This window comes from Citrobacter sp. Cb023, assembly GCF_030336805.1.
GTDB lineage: Bacteria > Pseudomonadota > Gammaproteobacteria > Enterobacterales > Enterobacteriaceae > Citrobacter > Citrobacter braakii.
This window is the reverse complement of sequence record NZ_JAOWCV010000038.1, coordinates 428,970-451,679: the sequence shown is the minus strand read 5'-3', so window position 1 is coordinate 451,679 and position 22,710 is coordinate 428,970. Positions and strand designations below refer to the sequence as shown.

Here is a 22,710-nt window from a genome sequence, read left to right as displayed (position 1 = left end):
AATAAATGTCATTGATCAGTATGCATGGTGCATGGCTGTCGTTCAGCGATGCGCCGCTTCTTGATAATGCAGAACTGCATATCGAAGATAACGAACGCGTCTGTCTGGTTGGCCGTAATGGCGCAGGTAAGTCGACGCTGATGAAGATCCTCAACCGTGAACAGGGTCTTGACGACGGGCGTATTATTTATGAGCAGGACCTGGTTGTGGCGCGTCTGCAGCAGGATCCGCCGCGTAATGTTGAGGGCAGCGTCTATGACTTCGTTGCTGAAGGTATTGAGGAACAGGCTGAATATCTGAAGCGTTATCACGATATTTCGCGCCTGGTGATGACCGATCCCAGCGACAGAAACCTGAATGAAATGGCGCGGGTTCAGGAAATGCTCGATCACCATAATCTGTGGCAGCTCGAAAGCCGCATTAATGAAGTGCTGGCGCAACTGGGACTGGATCCTAACGCCGCGCTTTCTTCGCTTTCGGGCGGCTGGCTGCGTAAGGCGGCGCTGGGCCGCGCGTTAGTGAGCAACCCGCGCGTACTGCTGCTGGATGAACCAACTAACCACCTGGATATTGAAACTATCGACTGGCTGGAAGGGTTCCTGAAATCCTTCAATGGGACAATTATTTTCATTTCCCACGACCGTTCATTTATTCGCAATATGGCGACGCGTATTGTCGATCTCGACCGCGGCAAGCTGGTGACCTATCCGGGGAACTACGATCAGTATCTGCTGGATAAAGAAGAAGCGCTGCGGGTGGAAGATCTCCAAAATGCGGAATTTGATCGCAAGCTGGCGCAGGAAGAAGTCTGGATCCGTCAGGGCATCAAAGCGCGTCGTACCCGTAATGAAGGCCGCGTGCGGGCACTGAAAGCCATGCGTCGCGAGCGTGGCGAACGTCGCGAAGTGATGGGCACGGCGAAGATGCAGGTCGAAGAGGCGAGCCGTTCTGGCAAGATTGTCTTCGAAATGGAGAATGTTGATTACCAGGTTGATGGAAAGCAACTGGTAAAAGATTTCTCCGCGCAGGTGCAACGTAGCGACAAGATTGCGCTAATTGGACCTAACGGCTGCGGTAAAACAACGCTGCTGAAGCTGATGTTAGGTCAGCTTCAGGCTGATAGCGGACGCATTCACGTCGGCACGAAGCTGGAAGTGGCGTATTTCGATCAGCACCGCGCCGAACTGGATCCGGATAAAACCGTGATGGACAACCTTGCTGAGGGTAAGCAAGAGGTGCTGGTTAACGGTAAACCTCGCCATGTGCTGGGCTACCTCCAGGATTTCCTGTTCCATCCGAAACGGGCGATGACGCCAGTACGTGCGCTCTCTGGTGGGGAACGCAATCGCCTACTGCTGGCGCGTCTTTTTCTCAAACCCAGTAATCTTTTGATTCTCGATGAACCAACGAACGATCTGGACGTCGAAACGCTGGAACTTCTTGAAGAGCTGATTGATAGCTACCAGGGCACCGTGCTGCTGGTGAGCCACGACCGTCAGTTTGTGGATAATACCGTCACCGAATGCTGGATCTTCGAAGGCGGCGGTAAAATTGGTCGTTATGTCGGCGGTTATCATGATGCCCGCAGCCAGCAATCGCAGTATGTGGCGTTTAAACAGCCAGTTGCGAAAAAAACAGAGGAAACCGTTGCTCCTAAAGCAGAAATTGTCAAACGCAGCACGAGCAAACTAAGCTATAAACTGCAGCGCGAACTGGAGCTGCTCCCCGCGCTGCTTGAAGAACTGGAAGCTAAACTGGAAGCATTACAAGCTCAGGTAGCTGACGCCGCTTTTTTCAGTCAGCCGCATGAGCAAACGCAACAGGTATTAGCTAATCTGAACGAAGCTGAACAAGAACTTGAGCAAGCCTTTGAGCGCTGGGAGTATCTTGAGTCTTTGAAGAACGGCGCATAATTTAAAGGAGCACATATGTGCGAACATCACCATGCCGCGAAGCATATTCTGTGCTCGCAGTGTGACATGCTGGTGGCGTTACCTCGCCTTGAGCATGGTCAGAAAGCGGCATGTCCACGATGTGGCACTACGTTAACGGTTGAGTGGGACGCGCCACGGCAGCGTCCTACCGCCTATGCGTTAGCAGCATTATTTATGCTGCTTTTGTCAAACCTCTTTCCCTTTGTGAATATGAATGTTGCGGGGGTGAGCAGCGAAGTGACGCTGCTGCAAATCCCCAGCGTTCTCTTTTCGGAAGATTACGCCAGCCTCGGTACCTTCTTTATCTTATTCGTTCAGTTGGTTCCCGCTTTTTGCTTGTTGACCATTTTGCTGTTGGTGAATCGGGTTCATATGCCTGAGCGGCTTAAAACATGGCTGGCGCGTATTTTGTTTCAGTTAAAAAGCTGGGGAATGGCAGAAATTTTCCTCGCGGGCGTGTTGGTGAGCTTTGTTAAGCTGATGGCCTACGGCGATATCGGCGTGGGCAGCAGCTTCATCCCGTGGTGCTTGTTTTGTATGCTCCAGTTGCGGGCTTTTCAGTGTGTGGATCGCCGTTGGCTGTGGGATGATATTGCCCCTATGCCAGCCATTAAGCAGGAATTAAAGCCTGGTGTGCCCGGCATCCGACAAGGGTTGCGTTCCTGTTCCTGCTGCACCGCTATTCTTCCTGCAGACGAGCTGGTATGCCCACGCTGTCAGACGAAAGGTTATGTGCGGCGTAAAAACAGTCTGCAATGGACATTGGCATTACTGTTTACGTCGATCATGCTTTATCTTCCTGCCAATATTCTGCCGATCATGATCACCGATCTGCTCGGGTCAAAGCTGCCTTCAACGATACTCGAGGGCGTGGTTTTAATCTGGAGCGAAGGCTCTTACCCGGTGGCTGCGGTTATCTTTATCGCCAGTATTATGGTGCCGACGTTGAAAATGATCGCCATTGCCTGGCTGTGTTGGGATGCCAAAGGGCACGGCAAACGCGACAGTGAACGAATGCATTTAATTTACGAGGTTGTAGAATTTGTCGGTCGCTGGTCAATGATCGACGTTTTTGTAATTGCCGTACTCTCTGCGCTGGTGCGCATGGGAGGGTTAATGAACATTTATCCTGCAATGGGTGCTTTGATGTTTGCTTTAGTCGTCATTATGACAATGTTTTCTGCGATGACATTTGATCCCCGTCTGTCGTGGGACCGTGAACCAGATCATGAGGAGTCCTGACAGCATGGAATCTAAAAGTGGGGAAGCCAAAGTGCAAAAGGTAAAAAATTGGTCGCCCGTGTGGATATTCCCTATAGTCACTGCCCTCATTGGCGCGTGGGTCCTGTTTTATCACTACAGTCATCAGGGGCCACAAGTCACGCTGATTACCACCAATGCCGAAGGTATTGAAGGGGGCAAAACGACGATTAAGAGCCGCAGCGTGGATGTCGGTATCGTCGAGAGCGCAACCCTGACTGATGATTTGACCCATGTGGAAATTAAAGCTCGTCTTAACTCCGGAATGGAAAAGCTGCTGCATAAAGATTCTGTCTTTTGGGTGGTGAAGCCGCAGGTTGGACGTGAAGGTATCAGTGGGCTCGGCACGCTATTGTCCGGGGCTTATATTGAACTGCAGCCTGGCAATAAAGGCAGCAAGCTGGAAAATTACCAACTGCTGGATTCACCGCCGCTGGCGCCGCCAGATGCGAAAGGGATCCGTGTGATTCTGGACAGCAAAAAAGCCGGTCAGTTGAGCCCGGGCGACCCGGTTCTGTTCCGTGGTTATCGTGTAGGTTCGGTTGAAACCAGCACATTTGATGCGCAAAAGCGTACGATTAGCTATCAGCTATTTATCAATGCGCCTAACGATCGTCTGGTGACCAGCAATGTGCGTTTCTGGAAGGACAGTGGGATCGCCGTGGATCTTACTTCGGCAGGTATGCGCGTGGAAATGGGATCTCTCTCCACGCTGTTTGGCGGTGGCGTAAGTTTTGATGTGCCAGAAGGGCTGGAACAAGGCGAACCGGTCGCACAACAGTCTGCGTTTAATCTTTATGACGACCAAAAAAGTATTCAGGATTCACTGTATACCGATCATATTGATTACCTGATGTTCTTTAAAGATTCAATTCGTGGCCTGCAGCCTGGCGCGCCACTGGAATTCCGTGGCATCCGTTTGGGTACGGTAAGCAAAGTACCTTTCTTCTCACCGAATATGCGTCAGGTCTTCAACAATGATTACCGCATTCCGGTGTTGGTACGTATCGAACCAGAACGTCTGAAGGCACAGCTGGGAGAAGATACTGATGTTGGCGCTCATCTGGCAGAATTGCTTAAACGCGGATTACGGGCATCGCTGAAAACCGGGAACCTGGTGACTGGCGCTCTGTATGTCGATCTCGACTTCTACCCGAAAGAACCGCCGATTACCGGTGTGCGCGAATTTAACGGTTATCAAATTATTCCGACCGTGAGCGGTGGTCTGGCGCAGATCCAGCAGCGACTGATGGAAGCGCTGGATAAGATTAACAATCTGCCGTTGAACCCGATGATTGAGCAGGCGACCAATACGTTGTCGGAAAGCCAGCGTACGATGAAGCATCTGCAAACCACGCTGGACAACATGAATAAGATCACGTCCAGTCAGTCGATGCAGGATCTTCCGGCGGATATGCAGAACACGCTGCGCGAACTGAACCGTAGTATGCAGGGCTTCCAGCCGGGGTCCGCCGCCTACAACAAGATGGTGGCGGATATGCAGCGTCTTGATCAGGTACTGCGAGAACTGCAACCGGTACTGAAAACGTTGAACGATAAGAGCAATGCGCTGGTATTTGAAGCGAAGGACAAAAAAGATCCAGAGCCGAAGAGGGCGAAACAATGAAAAAGTGGCTAGTGGCGATGATGGCGGTCTGGCTGACGTCATGCAGCTCCAGCGGAGAAAATAAAAGCTATTACCAGCTTCCTATCGCGCAAGGGGGCGTACAGAGCTCAGCTAACCAGGGTAACCGTCTGCTGTGGGTTGAACAGATTGCGGTCCCGGACTATCTGGCGGGTAATGGGGTGGTTTACCAGACCAGCGATGTGCAATATGTGATAGCGAATAATAATCTCTGGGCCAGCCCATTAGATCAGCAATTGCGCAATACCCTGGTTACGAACCTCAGTATGCAGTTGCCTGGCTGGGTTGTCGCTTCGCAGCCGCTGGGAAGCACTCAGGACACGTTGAACGTTACCGTGACCGGCTTCCACGGTCGGTACGATGGTAAGGTCATCGTGAGCGGTGAATGGCTGCTGAATCACCAGGGGCAGTTGATCAAGCGTCCATTCCACATTGAAGCTGTACAGACTAAAGACGGCTACGATGAGATGGTGAAGGTTCTGGCCAACGCCTGGAGCCAGGAAGCGACGGCAATGGCTCAAGAGCTGAAACGCATCCCTTAAGCTTAAATAATTGTAAATTATGCCGCCCCTGGTTCATTGCCCGGGGCGGTTTTTTTTATTTTTTTAGCCGTGGAGATAGCTGTTCTGACAGACTATTTTTGTACAAATGATTTTGCGGGTAGCTCACAAATATGACACTGGCGTGAATTTTGCGCATTGACGAGCCTGATGTTTAGGGGTATTCGTTTTAGTGTGATTGCACACTTAGTAATCACTGTTTTCTTTTCCACCAGACCCAAAAGATGAGGGAAACGAGGCATGAAGAGACAAAAACGAGATCGCCTGGAACGGGCACATCAACGTGGATATCAGGCCGGCATTGCCGGACGCTCAAAAGAAATGTGTCCCTATCAGACGCTGAATCAGAGGTCATACTGGCTGGGAGGCTGGCGAGAAGCCATGGGGGATAGGGTTTTAATGGCCTGATTCTGTCTCTTTAGATAAAAGAAACCTCCGCAGAGCGGAGGTTTCGCCTTTTTGCCCACCAGACAAGACGAATAAACGTTAATGTCTGGCGGCTACGCTGACCTGGATTAGAACGCCGAAGTGTCCTGGAACAGACCCACTTTCAGATCGTTTGCGGTATAGATTAGACGACCATCAACCAGCACTTCACCATCAGCCAGGCCCATGATCAGGCGACGATTAACGATGCGTTTGAAGTGAATGCGGTAAGTCACTTTCTTCGCAGTCGGCAGAACCTGGCCGGTGAATTTAACTTCGCCTACGCCCAGCGCGCGGCCTTTACCTTCGCCGCCCAGCCAGCCGAGATAGAATCCAACCAGCTGCCACATGGCATCCAGACCCAGGCAGCCCGGCATTACCGGATCGCCGATAAAGTGGCATCCGAAGAACCACAGGTCCGGGTTGATATCCAGTTCTGCTTCAACATAACCTTTGTCAAAGTTGCCGCCGGTTTCGGTCATCTTGATGACACGGTCCATCATCAGCATGCTTGGTGCAGGCAGTTGTGGCCCTTTTGCGCCAAACAGCTCACCGCGACCAGAGGCAAGAAGGTCTTCTTTTGTATAGGATTCGCGTTTATCTACCATGTTCTCTGTAAGCCTTATTTTATTGAAGCACGCAGGATAGCTAACACGTGTACGCTGAACAAGTCCGATCAGTTCGGAATAATCCAGTTCAGCCAACGTAGCGGCCAGGGAAAACGGTGACGACCTTCCTGCTGCGTTGCCGTAGCAATACGCTCCTGGATAGTTTGCATCAGCGTTGTCTGGCCTTCACCATCCCACACCAGATTTAATAACAGTGGCAGCGCATCGGTCACGTCGTCCACCGCCCAGATAGTGAATTTTTCTTCTTCTACGGCCTGTAGCAGAGCGGGCTGCAGGCTCAGGTGTCTGACATTCGCTGAAGGAATGATAACGCCCTGTGTGCCTGTCAGCTCACGCTGCTGACAGATGGCGAAGAAGCCTTCAATTTTCTCGTTCAGACCACCAACAGGTTGTGCCCGACCAAACTGATCGACAGAACCGGTAATGGCGATGCTTTGATTAACAGGAACGTCGGCGAGGGCGCTAATCAATGCGCAAAGTTCTGCCATGGACGCGCTGTCGCCGTCCACTTCGCTGTAGGATTGCTCAAAGGTCAGCGAGGCAGAGAAGGGGATTTGCTGTTCAAGCTGGAGTTCCGACATCAGGAACGCCTGCATAATCATCATACCCTTCGCATGAATATTTCCGCCAAGCTCGGCTTTGCGCTCAATATCCGTAAATTCGCCGTCGCCAATATGAACCACACAGCTGATACGAGAAGGCTCACCAAACGCGCGGGGGTGACCAGGAAATTCAATCACCGACAGGGCGTTGATTTGGCCAATACGCTCGCCTTCCGTCTCGATCAGGATCTGTTCCTGCAGGATCTCATCCTGCATTCGTTCGGCGAGGAAACCTTCCCGCCATTCACGCTGGGTTAGCATCAGGCTGAACTGCTCAGCGTTGCAGGTTTCGCCCTCGCATAACGGGGCCACTTCTTTGAACTGCCGGGTGATCCACAGCGGGTTAAGCGGCAATGTATCCTGTTCGCCGGTATAACGAACGGCTTCACGGATCAGCACTTGCCATGCATCAGGGGCCGGGTAGGGCAAATTGTTGCGCGTAGCGGTATGTGTTACCCACTGACACCACTGCGTCATGGTTTCGGCATCCACTATCTGCAGATTATCTTCAAACTCGCTATAAATAGCCTGCTCAGCCAGCTCCGGCTCCATGTCCTGGAAGTCTGCCAGTGATTCACGTTCACCAACTAATACCACTTTGAGTTTAAGCGGCATAGGTGGAACGGAGACAGGCAGCGGGCGAGACTCATCAAAAGCTACCCAGTCAAAACGATCGTGGCTGACAATGGCTTTCAGGCGCATCCACAGCAGCGGTTGGGCCAGTAGCGTGCGCAACGAAATAACCAGCACACCACCGTTGGCCTGATGCACAAGGCCTGGCTGTAGGGTAATTTCGCCATTGAACTGACGCAGACAGCCAAACAGTTGTTCGGCTTCAACCCAGTCAGCGCAGACTACCTGGGTTAATGTCGCAAAATTGTCTTCTGCTGTCTCAGCTGTACGATAGCGGATAGTGTGACCGGAGATATCATAATGACCTCCGGTGAGACTTCCGGCATCCGAGTGCAGAGGCCGCGCGGCCTGTGCAATAAGGTTGATGTACTCAAGCTCTTCCGGTGCTTTTACCAGCATGAACGAAGACGTCGTCCAGTGCTGAAGAAGCTGCTCCAGCGCAAATTGTAAACGTGGCTGAGTATCACTAAGTAAGGTATCGGTGTCGTCAGTGACGTGCGGCTGTGCAAATACTTCCTGATAACTATCGGTGTCAGGAACCAGATCACGCCATGCAAGTTTCGTAATGGTCAAAGTTGATGTTTTTTAGTCTGTTGTAAAAAACGAGATTATACCGTAACCATCATCACTGCACACGTGGAAAGCGCTGTGAAACGAATGCGATGACGCGCGACAGTTCACAGGCTGGATATTCTTTTCTTCAGATGCCGAAAAAGCTGATATTCTGATAAGAGTTACACGGTAACATTGAGATCGCAATGAAATATCAACAACTTGAAAACCTTGAAAGCGGCTGGAAATGGAAGTATCTGGTGAAGAAGCATCGTGAGGGGGAATTAATCACCCGTTACGTAGAGGCCAGCGCTGCCGAAGAAGCCGTTGATTTGTTGCTAACCCTCGAAAATGAACCGGTTCGGGTCAATACCTGGATTGAAGAACACATGAACTCTGCGCTGCTAAATCGTATGAAACAAACCATACGGGCGAGGCGTAAGCGGCACTTTAACGCGGAGCATCAGCATACGCGAAAGAAATCTATCGATCTGGAATTTATGGTCTGGCAGCGCTTAGCGGGGCTTGCGCAGCGGCGCGGCAAAACGCTTTCTGAAACCATTGTGCAACTGATTGAAGACGCAGAGCATAAAGAGAAGTACGCGAATAAAATGTCGACATTGAAGCAGGATTTACAGGCGCTGCTGGGAAAAGAATAACCACAGAATGGCTAAATGTGTTGTGTACAGGCGTGCTTTGATTGATAAAAAGTGAAAAAAAAACCCCGCAAAGCGGGGTTTTTTCATAAGACAATAACTTAAGCCTGAGGCTGAGTTACAACGTCTTTGATACCTTTAACTTCGATCTCAACACGACGATCCGGAGCCAGGCAGTCGATCAGTGCAGCGCGAGCTTTCACGTTGTCACAGGTGTTGCCAGTAACTGGGTTGGATTCGCCCATGCCACGTGCAGAGATTTTGTCAGAAGGAATACCTTTAGAGATCAGGTAATCAACAACGGACTGAGCACGTTTCTCGGACAGACCCTGGTTGTAAGCGTCAGAACCGATGCGGTCAGTGAAGCCCAGAACCACTACGGAACCGTCTTTCGGATCCAGGTTGCTCAGCTGGCTGTACATCTGATCCAGAGCCTGCTGGCCTTCTGGTTTCAGAGTTGCTTTGTTGAAGTTGAACAGAACGTCAGACTTCAGAGTGAAGTGTTTGGTCTGTACTTCTGGAGCCGGAGCCGGAGCAACAACTACTGGAGCTGCTTCTTCCTGCTGACCGAAACGGTAGGAAACACCAACGCTCAACAGACCGTTATCCGGACGACCGCCAACGGTGTTCGCGTCACCGATGTTGTTGGTCCACTGGTATTCCAGACGGGTAGCGATTTCAGGAGTAATTGCATACTCTACGCCACCTGCGAATACTGGGGAAACACCAGTGTCGTGGTCTTTGAAGCCTTCGTTGTTTTTAGCGTCTGCACGCCAAACCATACCACCCAGACGGGTATAAACGTCCAGATCGTCAGTGATTGGGTAACCCAGTTTAGCGGTCAGCTGAACGCCCTGAGCTTTGAAAGCGCCATTATTGTGGGTAGCATCGGTGGCGCCTTTGTACGGCATACGACCTAACCAGTCGTAACCCATTTCGAAACCAACGTACGGGTTAACCTGGTAACCACCGAATGCACCAGCACCCAGTTGGCTTTCGTGGGTAGGACCGGAGTTGTTGATCTGGTTGTTGCCAATATCATGGTACTGAGACCAGCCCAGTTTAGCACCAGTGTACCAGGTGTTATCTTTCGGAGCGGCCTGCGCCACGGTAGCGAAACCAGCCAGTGCCACTGCAATTGCGATAGCTGTCTTTTTCATTTTTTGCGCCTCGTTATCATCCAAAATTCGCCATGAATATCTCCGAAGAGAGATAACACGGTTAAATCCTTCACCCGGGGACCAGTTCAATAGTTACTCTACCGATATCTGCGGCTTATGCCGAGCACCCCTGGCGATGTAAAGTCTACAACGTAGTTGAAAACTTACAAGTGTGAAGTCCGTCAGGCATATGAAAAAAAAAGGCTTGTGTACACAATATTTAACATTTATAGATGAATAAATGTACTGAAGATTTCCTGAAAACCGCTTCAGACAGGCCTTCAGCCGGAAAACGCGTTACAGCTCAATGGCAAATTAAAACATGAAAAAAAATTCCAGGATAAATCCTAATTTTACTCAATGATACAAATTCGAGTGAATTTTTAGCCCGGAATGCTGTCTCCCCGCAAGTGACTGAGCGCGAACAGGACGCATGATAAACCCCATCGCATTACCTTCATCTGCCGCTTTTACCAGTTCGGCATGTTCATCTTCGGTTAATTCTTCCGTCAACCAGCCGATGACGACGCTGTAGTTACCTGTGCGCAGCGCACGAACCATCGATTCCAGCGTATTGCAGGGGGAGAGCTGGCTGATTTGCATGACTTTGGTCAATGGAAGCCCGGCCGACTGCACCCACTCACGGCTTAATTTTTGCTGAGGCGTCAGCCACAGCTGCCAGCGTGATTGTTGCCCTAACTGTTGCAGCAGGGGAAGCAGCAGGAGCTGCGTCATCATGGGCTGGTCCTCGCGATAGACCACTTCACTGATAAGCCCAGCGGTAGCGTTCTCTGCTGAAACGCGCGCAATGCTGCTCGATGCGGAAGAGAACGACGAAGAACGATTTGCATAACCTGAAGTGTACATAATCAATCCAGCCCTATGAGTTACTGTATGGATATACAGTAACTCTGCCATCAATAAAGATCAACCTTATTTTCGGAAACAGGTTCGCAATTTTTAGTCATCATCACGGGAAAAATAAAATTCATCTTGCCCCATACGCATAAGTTGCCTATTTTCGTCATTAACGGATCTGCTACTGCAAATTATTTGCTTACGTTATGATTTAAAAGGATTTTTTATGAAAGAAAAGTCTTATGCAAGAATCTATAAATCACAAGAATATCTGGCTTCTCTGGGAACAATTCACTACCGCTCACTGTTTGGCAGCTATAGTCTGACGGTTGGTGATACGGTCTTTGCCATGGTTGCCAGCGGTGAGTTATATCTTCGCGCCTGTGAGCAGAGCGCCCAGTACTGTGTAAAAAATTCTCCTGTCTGGCTAACATTTATCAAACGCGGACGTCCGGTTGTACTCAATTATTACCAGGTGAACGATACCCTGTGGCAGAACCAGCAGCAGTTAGTGTCGCTATCACAATTTTCACTCGATGCAGCCGTTAAGGAAAAACAGAGTCGCTTTGCACAACATCGCCTGCGGGAATTACCGAATATGACGTTTCATCTGGAGACCTTGCTAAATGAAGCAGGAATTAAGGATGAGGGGACATTGCGATCGCTGGGAGCTCAGATGTGCTGGTTGAAACTTCGGCAAAATAACCCTGCCTTAACGGTAAAAATACTCTATGCCCTTGAAGGGGCGGTTGACGGGGTGCATGAAGCCGCGCTCCCGGCGACGCGTCGCCAGGAGCTGGTGGAGTGGGTGAGTTCTCTTACGCCGGAACCGGGGTATTAGATGGCAGCACGGCAATTTGTTGCTGTAATCGCCGAATCTCCGGGAGCAGGGCAATCAGTAACCCAACTTGCTGTACGACCAGCGGCTCTTTACTGTCCGGACGTGGCTCGAGATGCTGAATTCGCTGCTTCAGATCTTCCAGCGCCTGGTATACGCGCTGCTCATCAGCAGGTTGATGATGAAGCGCATCATCTACATAGCAGACGGCATCATCCAGCAATGCCAGGACGTCAGGATTGGTTAACTGCTCGCGATGTGCGCCGAGGGCGGAAATATAGCTGGTAAACGTATGGTTAAGACACAGCAAGCGGAACGCCGTTTCGCGTGTTTGGGCCGTGACATCCGGTTCACTCGACATGTTCGACACCACCGAAGCAAGTTCCGCATCACGATTGTGCGCGTCACGGCGGGCGATACGGTATGCCAGACGATTATCACGCCCCTGATGATATTGTTCGAGAATAGCATCAAGATAACGACAGTTAGCGTCAGTGGCCCGTTCAATCACTCGCGGCAGATTCCGAAAACGCCAGTCTGGCCAGACAAAACTGACAGCAGCCCAGGCGATGGCACAGCCGATCAACGTATCGATGACGCGCGGAAGTGCAACCTCAAAACCTTCACCGAGCAGGTTAAAGCACAGCAGCACCAGCAGCGTGATAAACATGGTGGCATGCGCGTACTGGACGTTACGAAAGGCAAAAAACAACACGCCGGTGATCACCAGAAGGATCAATTGCCCTTCGAGAGAAGGTACAAACCACAGGATCGGTAACCCAATGGCGATCCCGACTAATGTGCCGATAATCCTTAGTGCCAGACGATGTCGGGTGGCGTTGTAGTTTGGCTGGCAGACAAACAGACTGGTCAACAGGATCCAGTACCCGTGGTTCATTCCGGTTATCTGGATAATGGCATAGCCGACGCAGAGCACCAGCGACATGCGAACAGCATGACGAAACAGGGCGGACTCAGGCGTGAAATTACGGCTCAGACGCAACCAGATATCACTGAACCCATGCGGGCTGTCATCGGCAAGCTGATTTTCAGACTCATTGCGCGAAAGTACCTGAGCCTGTTCGGACTCAATGGTAGCCAACTGGGCATCAATGGCCCGCAGGTTTGACAGCAAAAATCCCAACGTGTTGAGCAGGTCTGCAGGCTCACCACTCGCGCGCATGCGCTCAAGTGCAGCATCAATATGGGTGAAGACGCGCTCAAAGTGCGGATCGTGCTGATAAGGCGTGCGTAATAAAATACAGCGAGACAGTTGCGAACACGCTTGCCCCTGCATCGACATCAGGCGCTGGAAGCGAAACATCACGTCGCTGTGGCGGAAATGGTCGCGCAGCGTTTGGTACTGAATATGCGAGGAGCTTGCGCGTTCGTGAATATCCTGCGCCACAAAATAGTAATGTAGCGTGCGACGTGTTCCTCGCTGTCCGCGGTCGCCGCGCAGGCGGGTCAGCAGTGACACCTTTGTCTGGTTTAGGGTCGCCATCAGTTGCCCATTCGCAAGAGCCAAATCATACAGCGGCGCCTGGCTTTCATCTTCTATGTCGGGATCAAAAAGACGCGATTTCAGTTCCAGATAGTGCGCTAACTGTTCATAGCTACGCGCCAGATTGTCCTGCAACGGGCGAATAGGGAACAGAAGATGTCCGGTCAGGGTTAACAGGTTGTACCAAATGGCGCCCGCGAGCAGCAGGATTGGCTGCTGATACCACTGATCGTAAAGCGAGGTGCCGAGCATCGTGTAAATGGCGATCAGCAACGCGCCAAAGGCGATGGTTGCATAGCGCTGCCCTAATCCCCCCAGCAGTATAAAGCCGCTGGTGGAAAGCGTTAACCCAAGGGCAAACAGCCATGGCCATGGGAAGAGCAGTTCGACCGAGGCCGAGGCAATGAAAAAGCACACCAGCGTGATGATCAAATTGCGCAGGCGACCTGCAAGACGATCGTCCAGGTCAGTAAGCGCGGCTGCGACCATACCCAGCGTGAGCGGGATGGTCAGCTTAACGTCACCCAGCCACCAGGGCAGCGCTGTTGTGCCGCAAAGCGCGATAAAAATCCGCACGTAGTACAGCCAGGTGCTGTTCCAGGTATAGCGTTTGAGCAGAGGACTTAACATAAAGGCCATCGGTCCTGATTATTCGAAGCGACGACGCGCGTTGGCTTCACGCGCTGCGCGAGCAACTTCAACTGACACTACCCGGCGACCCACCGGCCACAGTGCAATCGCCGCGATTTTGAAATTCGCAATGCCAACCGGGATACCAATAATCGTAATGCACTGGGCAATACCGGAGACAATGTGCATCAGGCACAACCACCAGCCGAAGAAAATCAGCCAGAAAATATTGAGCACGGTGCCTCCGGTATTCAACAGGACGTTTTTGCCCGCTGGATTAAGCTCATCGACATGAATCGCTTCGTTACCGTAGGGAAACAGCGAGAGTCGGGTAATTTCCCAGCATGAGCGGGTCAGGGGGAGAGTAAAAATCAGCACAATACTGACCAGCGTAGCCAGTAACCAGGCTAAGGTGGTGGCGAATCCCCCGAGCACAAAATTTAAAATATTCAGAACAGTACGCATAAACCCTCGGTTAACTCTGGTTTTCTGTGAGTTCGGCAATTGTAACGTTTTTTTGGGCTGGAGCACGTTTTCTCTGGCGGTTACACTGATAAGCAAACCTCTTCGTGTGGATCCGCTTGAGTCTTATGGAACTGAAAGCAACTTCTCTTGGAAAACGTCTGGCACAACACCCTTACGATCGGGCCGTTATTCTCAATGCCGGGATTAAGGTTTCCGGCGATCGTCACGAGTATCTTATTCCCTTCAATCAGTTACTGGCTATTCATTGTAAACGCGGCCTGGTATGGGGTGAGCTGGAGTTTGTGCTCCCGGATGATAAGGTGGTACGTCTTCACGGTACTGAATGGGCAGAAACCCAGCGCTTCCATCACCATTTGAATTCGCTCTGGCAGCAGTGGAGTCAGGAAATGAGCGACGTCGCTGCGGGAGTTTTACAGCAGCAGTTGGAGGCGATCGCCACCCGTACCAGTGAGAATAAATGGCTGACGCGCGAACAGACGTCAGGGCTACAGCAGCAGATCCGCCGCGCCTTTGCCGCATTGCCGCTCCCGATCAACCGGCTGGAAGAATTTGAAAATTGCCGTGAGGCGTTACGTCAATGCCAGGCATGGTTGAAGGACATTGAAGCTTGTCGCTTACAGCACAACCAGGCGTATACCGATGCCATGCTGGAAGAACATGCCGAATTTTTCCAGCAAATTGAGTCCTCGCCGCTGAATCCGGCCCAGGCGCGGGCGGTGGTGAACGGCGAACAATCATTACTGGTTCTTGCGGGGGCCGGAAGCGGCAAAACATCCGTATTGGTCGCCCGTGCGGGCTGGCTACTTGCGCGAGGGGAAGCGGCGGCCGAACAAATCCTGCTGCTGGCGTTTGGACGCAAAGCGGCCCAGGAGATGGACGATCGCATCCGTGAACGTCTGCATACGGAAGAGATCACCGCGAGGACGTTTCATTCACTGGCGTTGCACATTATTTCGCAGGGGAGCAAAAAAGTCCCGACGGTTAGCAAGCTGGAAAATGATGTTGCCGCGCGTAGCAAACTTTTTATCACGACCTGGCGTCAACAGTGCAGTGAGAAAAAGGCACAGGCCAAAGGCTGGCGGCAATGGTTAGAAGAAGAGATGCAGTGGTCTGTACCCGAAGGTAACTTCTGGGATGACGAAAAATTACAGCGCCGGCTGGCTTCCCGGCTGGATCGTTGGGTTAGCCTGATGCGAATGCATGGCGGAGCGCAGGCTGATATGATCGCCAATGCTCCGGAGGAGATTCGCGATCTGTTCAGTAAACGCATTAAGCTGATGTCTCCCCTGCTCAAGGCCTGGAAGGGCGCCCTGAAGGATGAGAATGCCGTCGATTTTTCCGGGTTGATTCATCAGGCCATTGTCATTCTGGAAAAAGGCCGGTTTATCAGTCCGTGGAAACACATTCTGGTCGACGAATTTCAGGACATTTCTCCTCAGCGTGCCGCCCTGTTAGCCGCACTGCGCAAGCAAAACTCACACACTACACTGTTTGCCGTAGGGGATGACTGGCAGGCAATTTACCGGTTCAGCGGAGCACAGCTTTCGTTGACCACCGCATTCCAGCAAAACTTCGGCGAGGGCGACCGTTGTAATCTGGATACGACTTACCGTTTTAATAGCCGCATTGGTGAAGTCGCAAACCAGTTTATCCAGCAAAACCCTCATCAGCTTACGAAACCGCTCAACAGTCTGATGGCAGGCGATAAAAAAGCTGTCACGTTGCTCGATGAAAGCCAGCTGGATCTGCTACTGGATAAGCTGTCGGGATTTGTGAAGGCAGAAGAGAGAATTCTGGTGCTGGCGCGATACCATCATCTGAAACCTGCCAGTCTGGAGAAAGCAGCTACCCGTTGGCCTAAGCTACAGCTGGATTTCATGACTATCCATGCCAGTAAGGGACAGCAGGCAGATTACGTTATTGTTGTGGGGCTTCATGATGGGAATGACGGTTTTCCCGCCCCGGCCCGCGAGTCGATTATGGAAGAGGCGTTGCTTCCGGCGGTGGAGGATTTCCCGGATGCTGAAGAGAGACGCTTGCTGTATGTGGCGCTAACGCGGGCACGGCATCGGGTATGGCTGCTGTTTAATAAAGAAACACCGTCGTGCTTTGTTGATGAGCTTAAACAACTGGATGTTCCGGTAGCAAGAAAACCCTGAATAGCAGGCGGCAATTGCCGCCTGCCCGGTGTTTATTTGAGGCGCTCTGCCAGATAGCGGGCGTAATCTGGGATCAAGATGTCCGTTGCATCGTTGAAGTTTGGCGACTGGATAATAAAATCGGCGGTCGACACGTTGGTGGCAACCGGAATGTTCCATACCGTCGCCAGACGCAGCAGGGCTTTGACATCAGGATCGTGAGGTACGGCGTTAAGCGGGTCCCAGAAGAAAATCAGCACATCAATTTTCCCTTCTGAAATCAGCGCACCCACCTGCTGGTCACCCCCCATCGGACCGCTCAGCATGGCGTTGACGTCCATTCCCGTTGCGCGTTGGATTAAGTTTCCCGTCGTGCCTGTGGCGTACAGAACGTGCTTTTCCAGCAACGGCTGGTGGCGTTCCACCCAGCTCATCAACATCTTTTTACAGTGATCGTGTGCAACCAGCGCAATATGTTTACGCGCTGGCAATGTGCGAGTTGTTAATTCCATAGTACAGCTCCCAAGTTAACCTGGTTACAGAGTACTGGAAGCTCTTGATGCTGCAAGAGAAAGACAAAAAAAATGCGTATGCGAACATAAATGTCATGAAGGAGGCTGTTTCTGAGCCCATTGCAAAAAGTTACTTCGCGTTTGCGCGTCGGCCTGCTGGTACCAATATTTTAAACGCTGTTCGGTCAGCGTTTGCGACTGAGGCGGCACGCGATCCAGTTCAGATACCCCGGAAAGCAGCGAGCTGTCATCGGCCATCATCGTAGCAAACTGCGGTAATGACGCATGTTTAGCCGCTTTGTTATAGCGTTCAGTTTCCATTTCATAATTCACGATTTTTGCTGTGGATGTGATTGACAGAATATCCAGCTTGACGGGGATAGGCATGGAGTCCCCATCCAGCAATTCCACGCGTGGAGCGTCATCAAAATGCGCTGTATCCCGCTCATTGTTCAGACGCGGGAGGTGAAAATTAACCTGGCTGACGAGTTGTGTATCAAAGCTGATGACCAGCGGAGGCGAAATATACAGACGTTCTTCGTGGCTGGACAAGCGAATGGTTTTTTCTACGCGAAATACGAGCTGGTGGCGACCATTTTCCAGCTCGATACTGTCGGCGCCACGCAGTAATGAGCTGGAGACTTTTTTTCCGTCCAGCACCAAAAGGTCAATATCATTAGACAGGCGTAATGAGGTAGCAAAAACGGTTACCGGCAAACACAGGGCAATTAAGGCTGTCACAATGCCGGCTTTCATAGGTTTCTCCTGTCCAGAAAATAGCTGCAAACATGTATCTAAATTTTTCGATAATCACGTTTACTAACATATAGACATATTTTTGAGTTTAGCTCTCATACGCCAGTATGGGATGAATGGTTGCGGGGCCAGGTTTGTCGTACACTTTGTTAAACAGCCTGGAGGAAAACGATGAAAGAGACCGATATTGCTGGCATTTTGACATCTACCCGCACGATTGCATTGGTTGGCGCAAGCGATAAACCCGATCGCCCAAGCTATCGCGTGATGAAGTATTTACTCGATCAGGGCTATCACGTTATTCCCGTTTCACCGAAGGTTGCCGGGAAAATGCTGCTGGGGCAGCAGGGCTATGCAACGCTGGCGGATGTGCCAGAGAAAGTGGATATGGTCGATGTCTTCCGTAATTCTGAAGCGGCGTGGGGCGTCGCTCAGGAGGCTATCGCCATTGGCGCGAAGACGCTATGGATGCAGCTTGGCGTAATTAACGAGCAGGCGGCCGTGCTGGCGCGTGATGCGGGGCTGACGGTGGTGATGGATCGTTGCCCGGCGATTGAGATCCCGCGACTGGGACTGGCGAAGTAAAGTTTGACTGTCGCCGGATGAAACGCACAGGCCCGATAAGCGAAGCGCCATCGGGCCTGTGTTAGTATCAATTACGCAGGCGCGGAGCCTGAAGCTGTTTACGGATTGTGCGCGCCAGTTCATCCATTGATGGTTGCTCCGGATGTTCTTCCTGTAGCTCGCTACTCAGTTGCGCTTCGGCCAGATACGTATGCACTGGCAGACCATTATCGTCTTCCATCACCACGTGATACCAGGGAGCGGCGCGAAGTTCGCTGTTAACCGCCAACTCATCGGCTGACGGCTCATCAAGCGAATATTCCGGGTCGATATCCACGACCACTCCGAGGTAACCTAACAGGGAATGGCGGACCTGCTGGCCGATACCGAATTTGCTGGCAATCATAGTCACCTCCCGGGAAATAGATACCCTCTATGTAAGGGTAATATTCCACTTTTCAAGTTACATGATGCGACAGGCAAACCCTTTCAGATACAGCCCTTCCGGGTAGGTAGCGATCACCGGATGATCGGCGGCCTGACGGAACTGCTCTATAAATTGTACATCACGACCAGCATCTATTGCGGCATCAGCGATGATTTTCTGAAATAAATCGGTCGTCATCAGCCCGGAGCAGGAAAATGTCAGCAGTACGCCGCCTGGGTTCAGCAACTGAATAGCCAGCATATTGATGTCCTTATAACCGCGGCAGGCACCCATCAACTGGCTTTTGTTTTCGACAAATTTCGGCGGATCCATCACGATGACATCAAATTTCTCACCGCGATCGCGATAGGCGCGCAGCAGTTTGAACACATCATCTCGCACGAACTCGGCTTTACTCAGATCCAGCTTGTTCAGTTCCACGTTCTGGCGGGCAATATCGAGTGCTTCCTGAGAGGTGTCGACGCTGACCACCTGACGGCATCCGCCCATTAATGCTGAGACCGCAAAGCCGCCGGTATAGGAGAAACAGTTCAGGACACGCTGGTTTTCCACATAACGACGCGTCGCCAGGCGGCTATCGCGTTGATCGAGGTAATAGCCGGTTTTGTGACCGTGCTGAATATCAACCAGCAGCTTCATCCCGTGTTCTTCGATAGGCAGCAGAGCAGGCGGCAGTTCGCCCGTGACGGGCCCTTGGGTCAGCGCCATACCTTCTTTTTTACGCACGGCCACATCGCTACGGTCATAAATAGCGCAGTCCGGGAAAACAATTTGCAGAGCACTAATCAGCGCGGCGCGTTGGTATTCAGCCCCCGCGCTGAGCAACTGCAATACCAGGAAGTTGCCGAAGCGGTCAATAGTGACACCCGGCAGGCCGTCGGATTCTCCGGCGATCAGACGGTAGCTGTCCAGACCGTCCTTTTTCGCCAGCCAGTCACGCCATGTCAGCGCCTTCTGCAGACGACGGGTAAAGAAATCAATGTCGATGGATTCAGACTTATCGAAGCTCCAGACGCGCGCACGGATCTGCGACGCCGGAGAGAACGCACCGCGCGCTAACCATTTCCCCTGGTGGTCAACAATATCAACGGTTTCACCGAGGTTGGCTTTACCTTCCATACGTGCGACAGCACCGGAAAATACCCATGGATGGCGGCGAAGTAATGATTTTTCGCGCCCCTTGGCTAACACTAAACGAGGATAATGTGGAATTGTAGATTCAGTCATGCGGAGCAACCTCTCACAAACAGTGACGCGGGTTGGATGAAAGTACCAACCTGAAACCATTAAAATAAAATGGCGCGTAGAGTAGCACAGATGGTGAGGTCAATCATCAGCGTCTGGCGCTACTGCATGATGGTATGGCGGGACCTCTGCTTATCGAGCGACGGTTTAATCTCACTGAACAGGTGCGACAACTTATTCTGTTATCCCCTGCTAATCTATGGACAGATCAGGAGATTGCCGGTCATCTGTCCATCGGTACCTGTTCTTTCATTTATGTTGATAAGGAGAACCGCAATGTCGAAAGTCTGCATCATCGCCTGGGTCTATGGCCGGGTTCAGGGGGTAGGATTTCGCTACACCACCCAGCATGAAGCGCAACGGCTGGGGTTGACCGGCTATGCGAAGAATATGGATGACGGCAGCGTAGAAGTTGTCGCCTGTGGTGAAAGCGAGCGGGTGGAACAACTGATGAAGTGGTTGAAAGCCGGGGGACCGCGCAGCGCCAGGGTTGATCGGGTTCTCAGCGAACCGCACCGCCCTGGCGACGAGCTAAAGGGATTTAGTATCCGCTATTAAATACATTTCACCGGTTTCGGCAGGCCGGCAATTTTAGTTGCCTGCTTAGCTGGGCCTTTCGGAAACAGGCGATAGAGATAACGGCTGTTGCCTTTTTCTTCGCCAAACTTGTTGGCCATCGCTTTTACCAGCATGCGGATAGCGGGGGAGGTATTAAACTCCAGATAAAACTCGCGAACGAAACGCACCACTTCCCAGTGTTCGGGGGAGAGAACGATACCTTCGTTTTCGGCGATTTTCTCCGCCAGCGGCTCGCTCCATTGCGTGGTGTCTTTCAGATAGCCTTCGCTATCGGTCTCAATTTCATGGCCTGCAAAAATGAACATAGTGCTCTGTCGATAAAGTAAAAACCGCCCTTAGTTTAGCAAATAAGGGGCGGCGTGAGAAACCTCGACCTACAGAAGTAGCTGTAGCAGATTGTTGGCATTAAGCTTCTTCAGCGCGTTGCATTTATACGTCGAAACCTGTTTTTCGCTAATCTGCGTCATTTGCGCAACATGTTTTACCGATTGACCGTTAACCAGCCTGTCGAGAACATTGAACTCCATGCCAGTCAGGCAGCAATTCAGACTGCGTACCCGACGGGGCTCTTTAGCAAGCAGATACGCCGCATCCACGACGGCAATTCTGTCATCAATGATATGTAAGGTCAGCGTGGCAAAACGCTTTCGTAAATGCGTGGCCAGTGCCCAGCCTTTTTCATTGCACACCAGATAAACCGTTCCCTCCCAGCGCCTGGCCTCCAGTTGAAGCAGAATGTCGACCAGCGCCAGATGCGTCCTCGCGACGGAAAAGCGGCAACGCACAACGAGGGTGTCGCAGGCCAACAGCGAACGGTGCCACTGTAACGCGCCACTCTCAACTTGAGTGTGAGCGTTACGGCGCAGAAGGGCGTAGCGCAACCCTTCGGCATAAAAACGATTATTATCAAGAATGACGTAATTCACGGCGGCCTCTTTATAACGTACTGGGTGTGTAGATGATGCGTAGCGTGCCGGTGTAATCCCCGGCGTTTTTACTGCTGGCTGCAAACGCTGGAGTTTTCAGAACAATAGGGGCAGGTACGCACAGTACGCTCTCACGTCCGCCGGGCAGGACGACCTGACGCAGATGCTGCGGATCGTTGGTGCCTTGCCAGACCAGGGTTTTACCGTTGGCGATGGTTTCGGTTGCGCCCGTGACGGGATTAGTGACGAAAACCTGATAGTCGAGACGATCCCGCGCATCGGTCTGACTTCCGCCGCGTCGCCGGATTGAAAATGCCTCTTCCGCACGGTCCGTTGAGGGGAGTCCGTCGTCCTCAAACCGAAGATAAGTGCGGGTGCTGGTACTGTTTTTGCCGTCGTACAGGCACATATCCAGCGTGTTTTCACCCTGGATTTCACTGCCACCCGGCCGCCCCGGGAAGTTGGTCAGGTTGAGGTTAACGACAGGCGTTGAGTGCGGAAATGCCGGCAGATAAATCTGCTGATTACCCGGATCGACAACCTCAATGCGTATCGTGGCCTGCCAGCTAGCAATGGCGCGATAGCCTGGACATCCGGTATTGACGTCGTTGAAGTTCCCGCCGCAGTTGGCAGTATCCCATTCACGCAGGTTCTGCTTCAGCGTTGCGGTCCAGATACCCGGCAGAGCGAGCTTTTCCAGCTCGCTTTTCACGATATAGAAATCGAAGTAAGGTTCTCTGTTCCAGTTTGCAACAATATTTGTCCCTCCCGTGACAAAACTGGCATAGGTAAAAACTTTATTATTGATAAACATGTAGTGGTCGCCATAAATCTTAAGATCCACCGTTTTGCTGGTAAGGGCATGCGTAAAACGTAAATTGATGGCATAAGGTGTCCCTGGGTTCGCCGTGAACCAGACCGGGGCGGTCATGCAGGCGCCCACTGCGGAGTCGGTACGGGACAGACACGTCAGGGTATTACGTCCCCATTTTTGCGGATCGGCGACATCATAGCCGCTCGGTTCATGAACCCAGATATCAAAGCGCGCGGGGGGGGCCATGCGATCGAAGCTGATATCGACGCTGGTGTTTCTTCCGGCAGGGGCCGCTGCCTGGGTCTGGCCCGCCCACAGACTTAAAAAAAGTAAAATAATTAAGTGCTTGTTCACA

General features: G+C 51.8%; 23 protein-coding genes and 1 pseudogene. 11 read left to right on the top strand and 13 right to left on the bottom strand.

Going from position 1 to position 22,710, the window contains the following annotated elements; all coding sequences use genetic code 11:
• Window positions 1–5: 5 nt before the first annotated feature.
• The 5 genes from OGW44_RS16020 to rmf all read left to right on the top strand — a co-directional run bounded on the left by OGW44_RS16020 (window position 6) and on the right by rmf (window position 5,807).
• Complete coding sequence (locus OGW44_RS16020) at window positions 6–1,913, top strand: ABC transporter ATP-binding protein (RefSeq protein WP_016152476.1); 1,908 nt, start codon at window positions 6–8, stop codon at window positions 1,911–1,913.
• Between the two features lie 15 nt (window positions 1,914–1,928).
• Window positions 1,929–3,176 carry a membrane integrity-associated transporter subunit PqiA gene (gene pqiA / locus OGW44_RS16015; protein ID WP_019076412.1) on the top strand — a complete coding sequence of 416 codons (1,248 nt, stop codon included), beginning with the start codon at window positions 1,929–1,931 and terminating at the stop codon, window positions 3,174–3,176.
• A gap of 4 nt (window positions 3,177–3,180) precedes the next feature.
• The gene (gene pqiB / locus OGW44_RS16010) at window positions 3,181–4,821 is read left to right on the top strand and encodes an intermembrane transport protein PqiB (protein WP_003836843.1); all 1,641 of its coding nucleotides are present in this window, start codon (window positions 3,181–3,183) and stop codon (window positions 4,819–4,821) included.
• Window positions 4,818–5,381, top strand: coding sequence for a membrane integrity-associated transporter subunit PqiC (pqiC, locus tag OGW44_RS16005; protein ID WP_016152478.1), 564 nt, complete (start codon window positions 4,818–4,820; stop codon window positions 5,379–5,381). The genes pqiB and pqiC overlap by 4 nt, the downstream gene beginning before the upstream one ends.
• A gap of 258 nt (window positions 5,382–5,639) precedes the next feature.
• A complete protein-coding gene (gene rmf, locus OGW44_RS16000; protein ID WP_003035871.1) occupies window positions 5,640–5,807 on the top strand; it encodes a ribosome modulation factor in 168 nt (55 codons plus the stop codon).
• Between the two features lie 107 nt (window positions 5,808–5,914).
• Here the strand turns inward: rmf and fabA are convergent, their stop codons facing one another.
• Window positions 5,915–6,433 (bottom strand): bifunctional 3-hydroxydecanoyl-ACP dehydratase/trans-2-decenoyl-ACP isomerase, encoded by a 519-nt coding sequence (gene fabA, locus OGW44_RS15995; protein WP_003035875.1) that lies wholly within the window; start codon window positions 6,431–6,433, stop codon window positions 5,915–5,917.
• A gap of 68 nt (window positions 6,434–6,501) precedes the next feature.
• Window positions 6,502–8,262 (bottom strand): AAA family ATPase, encoded by a 1,761-nt coding sequence (locus OGW44_RS15990; protein ID WP_185654330.1) that lies wholly within the window; start codon window positions 8,260–8,262, stop codon window positions 6,502–6,504.
• A gap of 185 nt (window positions 8,263–8,447) precedes the next feature.
• Between OGW44_RS15990 and matP the strand changes: the two genes are divergently transcribed.
• Window positions 8,448–8,900: a macrodomain Ter protein MatP gene (gene matP / locus OGW44_RS15985; protein ID WP_016152480.1), complete on the top strand. Its 453-nt coding sequence runs from the start codon at window positions 8,448–8,450 to the stop codon at window positions 8,898–8,900.
• A 98-nt stretch (window positions 8,901–8,998) separates the two neighbouring features.
• On the opposite strand, the gene ompA is transcribed toward matP, so the two are convergent.
• Entirely contained in the window at window positions 8,999–10,057 is a 1,059-nt protein-coding gene (gene ompA, locus OGW44_RS15980) for a porin OmpA (protein WP_016156137.1), read from the bottom strand.
• A 357-nt stretch (window positions 10,058–10,414) separates the two neighbouring features.
• The gene (gene sulA, locus OGW44_RS15975) at window positions 10,415–10,924 is read right to left on the bottom strand and encodes an SOS-induced cell division inhibitor SulA (protein ID WP_019076414.1); all 510 of its coding nucleotides are present in this window, start codon (window positions 10,922–10,924) and stop codon (window positions 10,415–10,417) included.
• Between the two features lie 217 nt (window positions 10,925–11,141).
• Here sulA and OGW44_RS15970 point away from each other — a divergent pair, with 217 nt between their 5' ends.
• The gene (locus tag OGW44_RS15970; protein WP_047501141.1) at window positions 11,142–11,756 is read left to right on the top strand and encodes a TfoX/Sxy family DNA transformation protein; all 615 of its coding nucleotides are present in this window, start codon (window positions 11,142–11,144) and stop codon (window positions 11,754–11,756) included.
• Here OGW44_RS15970 and yccS read toward each other — a convergent pair.
• Together yccS and OGW44_RS15960 are read right to left on the bottom strand one after the other, a co-directional pair.
• A complete protein-coding gene (gene yccS, locus OGW44_RS15965; RefSeq protein WP_049283246.1) occupies window positions 11,734–13,887 on the bottom strand; it encodes a YccS family putative transporter in 2,154 nt (717 codons plus the stop codon). The two genes, OGW44_RS15970 and yccS, sit on opposite strands and share 23 nt — an antisense overlap.
• An 18-nt stretch (window positions 13,888–13,905) precedes the next feature.
• Window positions 13,906–14,352: a YccF domain-containing protein gene (locus OGW44_RS15960; RefSeq protein WP_016152485.1), complete on the bottom strand. Its 447-nt coding sequence runs from the start codon at window positions 14,350–14,352 to the stop codon at window positions 13,906–13,908.
• Window positions 14,353–14,477: 125 nt separating this feature from the next.
• Here OGW44_RS15960 and helD point away from each other — a divergent pair, with 125 nt between their 5' ends.
• Entirely contained in the window at window positions 14,478–16,532 is a 2,055-nt protein-coding gene (gene helD, locus OGW44_RS15955) for a DNA helicase IV (RefSeq protein ID WP_185654331.1), read from the top strand.
• Between the two features lie 32 nt (window positions 16,533–16,564).
• On the opposite strand, the gene mgsA is transcribed toward helD, so the two are convergent.
• Window positions 16,565–17,023: a methylglyoxal synthase gene (gene mgsA / locus OGW44_RS15950; protein WP_016152487.1), complete on the bottom strand. Its 459-nt coding sequence runs from the start codon at window positions 17,021–17,023 to the stop codon at window positions 16,565–16,567.
• Window positions 17,024–17,116: 93 nt separating this feature from the next.
• Entirely contained in the window at window positions 17,117–17,779 is a 663-nt protein-coding gene (gene csgI / locus OGW44_RS15945) for a curli synthesis inhibitor (protein WP_016152488.1), read from the bottom strand.
• 171 nt (window positions 17,780–17,950) lie between these two features.
• Between csgI and OGW44_RS15940 the strand changes: the two genes are divergently transcribed.
• Window positions 17,951–18,364 carry a CoA-binding protein gene (locus OGW44_RS15940; protein ID WP_016152489.1) on the top strand — a complete coding sequence of 138 codons (414 nt, stop codon included), beginning with the start codon at window positions 17,951–17,953 and terminating at the stop codon, window positions 18,362–18,364.
• A 67-nt stretch (window positions 18,365–18,431) separates the two neighbouring features.
• Here OGW44_RS15940 and hspQ read toward each other — a convergent pair whose 3' ends face one another.
• Both hspQ and rlmI read right to left on the bottom strand, forming a co-directional pair.
• A complete protein-coding gene (hspQ, locus tag OGW44_RS15935) occupies window positions 18,432–18,749 on the bottom strand; it encodes a heat shock protein HspQ (protein ID WP_016152490.1) in 318 nt (105 codons plus the stop codon).
• A 57-nt stretch (window positions 18,750–18,806) separates the two neighbouring features.
• Window positions 18,807–20,018, bottom strand: coding sequence for a 23S rRNA (cytosine(1962)-C(5))-methyltransferase RlmI (gene rlmI, locus OGW44_RS15930; RefSeq protein ID WP_047414158.1), 1,212 nt, complete (start codon window positions 20,016–20,018; stop codon window positions 18,807–18,809).
• A gap of 113 nt (window positions 20,019–20,131) precedes the next feature.
• Between rlmI and OGW44_RS15925 the strand changes: the two are divergent.
• Together OGW44_RS15925 and yccX are read left to right on the top strand one after the other, a co-directional pair.
• Window positions 20,132–20,278 (top strand): annotated as a pseudogene (locus OGW44_RS15925) (AraC family transcriptional regulator); the annotation flags it as partial.
• A 34-nt stretch (window positions 20,279–20,312) separates the two neighbouring features.
• Window positions 20,313–20,594: an acylphosphatase gene (gene yccX, locus OGW44_RS15920; RefSeq protein ID WP_016152492.1), complete on the top strand. Its 282-nt coding sequence runs from the start codon at window positions 20,313–20,315 to the stop codon at window positions 20,592–20,594.
• Here the strand turns inward: yccX and tusE are convergent.
• From tusE to OGW44_RS15905, 3 genes are all read right to left on the bottom strand, one after another.
• Window positions 20,591–20,920: a sulfurtransferase TusE gene (gene tusE, locus OGW44_RS15915; RefSeq protein ID WP_016152493.1), complete on the bottom strand. Its 330-nt coding sequence runs from the start codon at window positions 20,918–20,920 to the stop codon at window positions 20,591–20,593. The two genes, yccX and tusE, sit on opposite strands and share 4 nt — an antisense overlap.
• 69 nt (window positions 20,921–20,989) lie before the next feature.
• Entirely contained in the window at window positions 20,990–21,541 is a 552-nt protein-coding gene (locus OGW44_RS15910) for a LuxR C-terminal-related transcriptional regulator (protein ID WP_016156140.1), read from the bottom strand.
• 10 nt (window positions 21,542–21,551) lie between these two features.
• Entirely contained in the window at window positions 21,552–22,709 is a 1,158-nt protein-coding gene (locus OGW44_RS15905; protein WP_016156141.1) for a CblD like pilus biogenesis initiator family protein, read from the bottom strand.
• Window position 22,710: the final 1 nt, after the last annotated feature.

Coding starts and splice junctions, on each gene's coding strand:
- helD (WP_185654331.1), top strand. CDS start 14,478: ATGGAACTGAAAGCAACTTCTCTTGGAAAACGTCTGGCACAACACCCT.
- ompA (WP_016156137.1), bottom strand. CDS start 10,057: ATGAAAAAGACAGCTATCGCAATTGCAGTGGCACTGGCTGGTTTCGCT.
- matP (WP_016152480.1), top strand. CDS start 8,448: ATGAAATATCAACAACTTGAAAACCTTGAAAGCGGCTGGAAATGGAAG.
- OGW44_RS15940 (WP_016152489.1), top strand. CDS start 17,951: ATGAAAGAGACCGATATTGCTGGCATTTTGACATCTACCCGCACGATT.
- pqiA (WP_019076412.1), top strand. CDS start 1,929: ATGTGCGAACATCACCATGCCGCGAAGCATATTCTGTGCTCGCAGTGT.
- OGW44_RS15970 (WP_047501141.1), top strand. CDS start 11,142: ATGAAAGAAAAGTCTTATGCAAGAATCTATAAATCACAAGAATATCTG.
- yccX (WP_016152492.1), top strand. CDS start 20,313: ATGTCGAAAGTCTGCATCATCGCCTGGGTCTATGGCCGGGTTCAGGGG.
- OGW44_RS15960 (WP_016152485.1), bottom strand. CDS start 14,352: ATGCGTACTGTTCTGAATATTTTAAATTTTGTGCTCGGGGGATTCGCC.
- pqiB (WP_003836843.1), top strand. CDS start 3,181: ATGGAATCTAAAAGTGGGGAAGCCAAAGTGCAAAAGGTAAAAAATTGG.
- OGW44_RS16020 (WP_016152476.1), top strand. CDS start 6: ATGTCATTGATCAGTATGCATGGTGCATGGCTGTCGTTCAGCGATGCG.
- rlmI (WP_047414158.1), bottom strand. CDS start 20,018: ATGACTGAATCTACAATTCCACATTATCCTCGTTTAGTGTTAGCCAAG.
- mgsA (WP_016152487.1), bottom strand. CDS start 17,023: ATGGAATTAACAACTCGCACATTGCCAGCGCGTAAACATATTGCGCTG.
- hspQ (WP_016152490.1), bottom strand. CDS start 18,749: ATGATTGCCAGCAAATTCGGTATCGGCCAGCAGGTCCGCCATTCCCTG.
- yccS (WP_049283246.1), bottom strand. CDS start 13,887: ATGTTAAGTCCTCTGCTCAAACGCTATACCTGGAACAGCACCTGGCTG.
- tusE (WP_016152493.1), bottom strand. CDS start 20,920: ATGTTCATTTTTGCAGGCCATGAAATTGAGACCGATAGCGAAGGCTAT.
- pqiC (WP_016152478.1), top strand. CDS start 4,818: ATGAAAAAGTGGCTAGTGGCGATGATGGCGGTCTGGCTGACGTCATGC.
- fabA (WP_003035875.1), bottom strand. CDS start 6,433: ATGGTAGATAAACGCGAATCCTATACAAAAGAAGACCTTCTTGCCTCT.
- sulA (WP_019076414.1), bottom strand. CDS start 10,924: ATGTACACTTCAGGTTATGCAAATCGTTCTTCGTCGTTCTCTTCCGCA.
- rmf (WP_003035871.1), top strand. CDS start 5,640: ATGAAGAGACAAAAACGAGATCGCCTGGAACGGGCACATCAACGTGGA.
- csgI (WP_016152488.1), bottom strand. CDS start 17,779: ATGAAAGCCGGCATTGTGACAGCCTTAATTGCCCTGTGTTTGCCGGTA.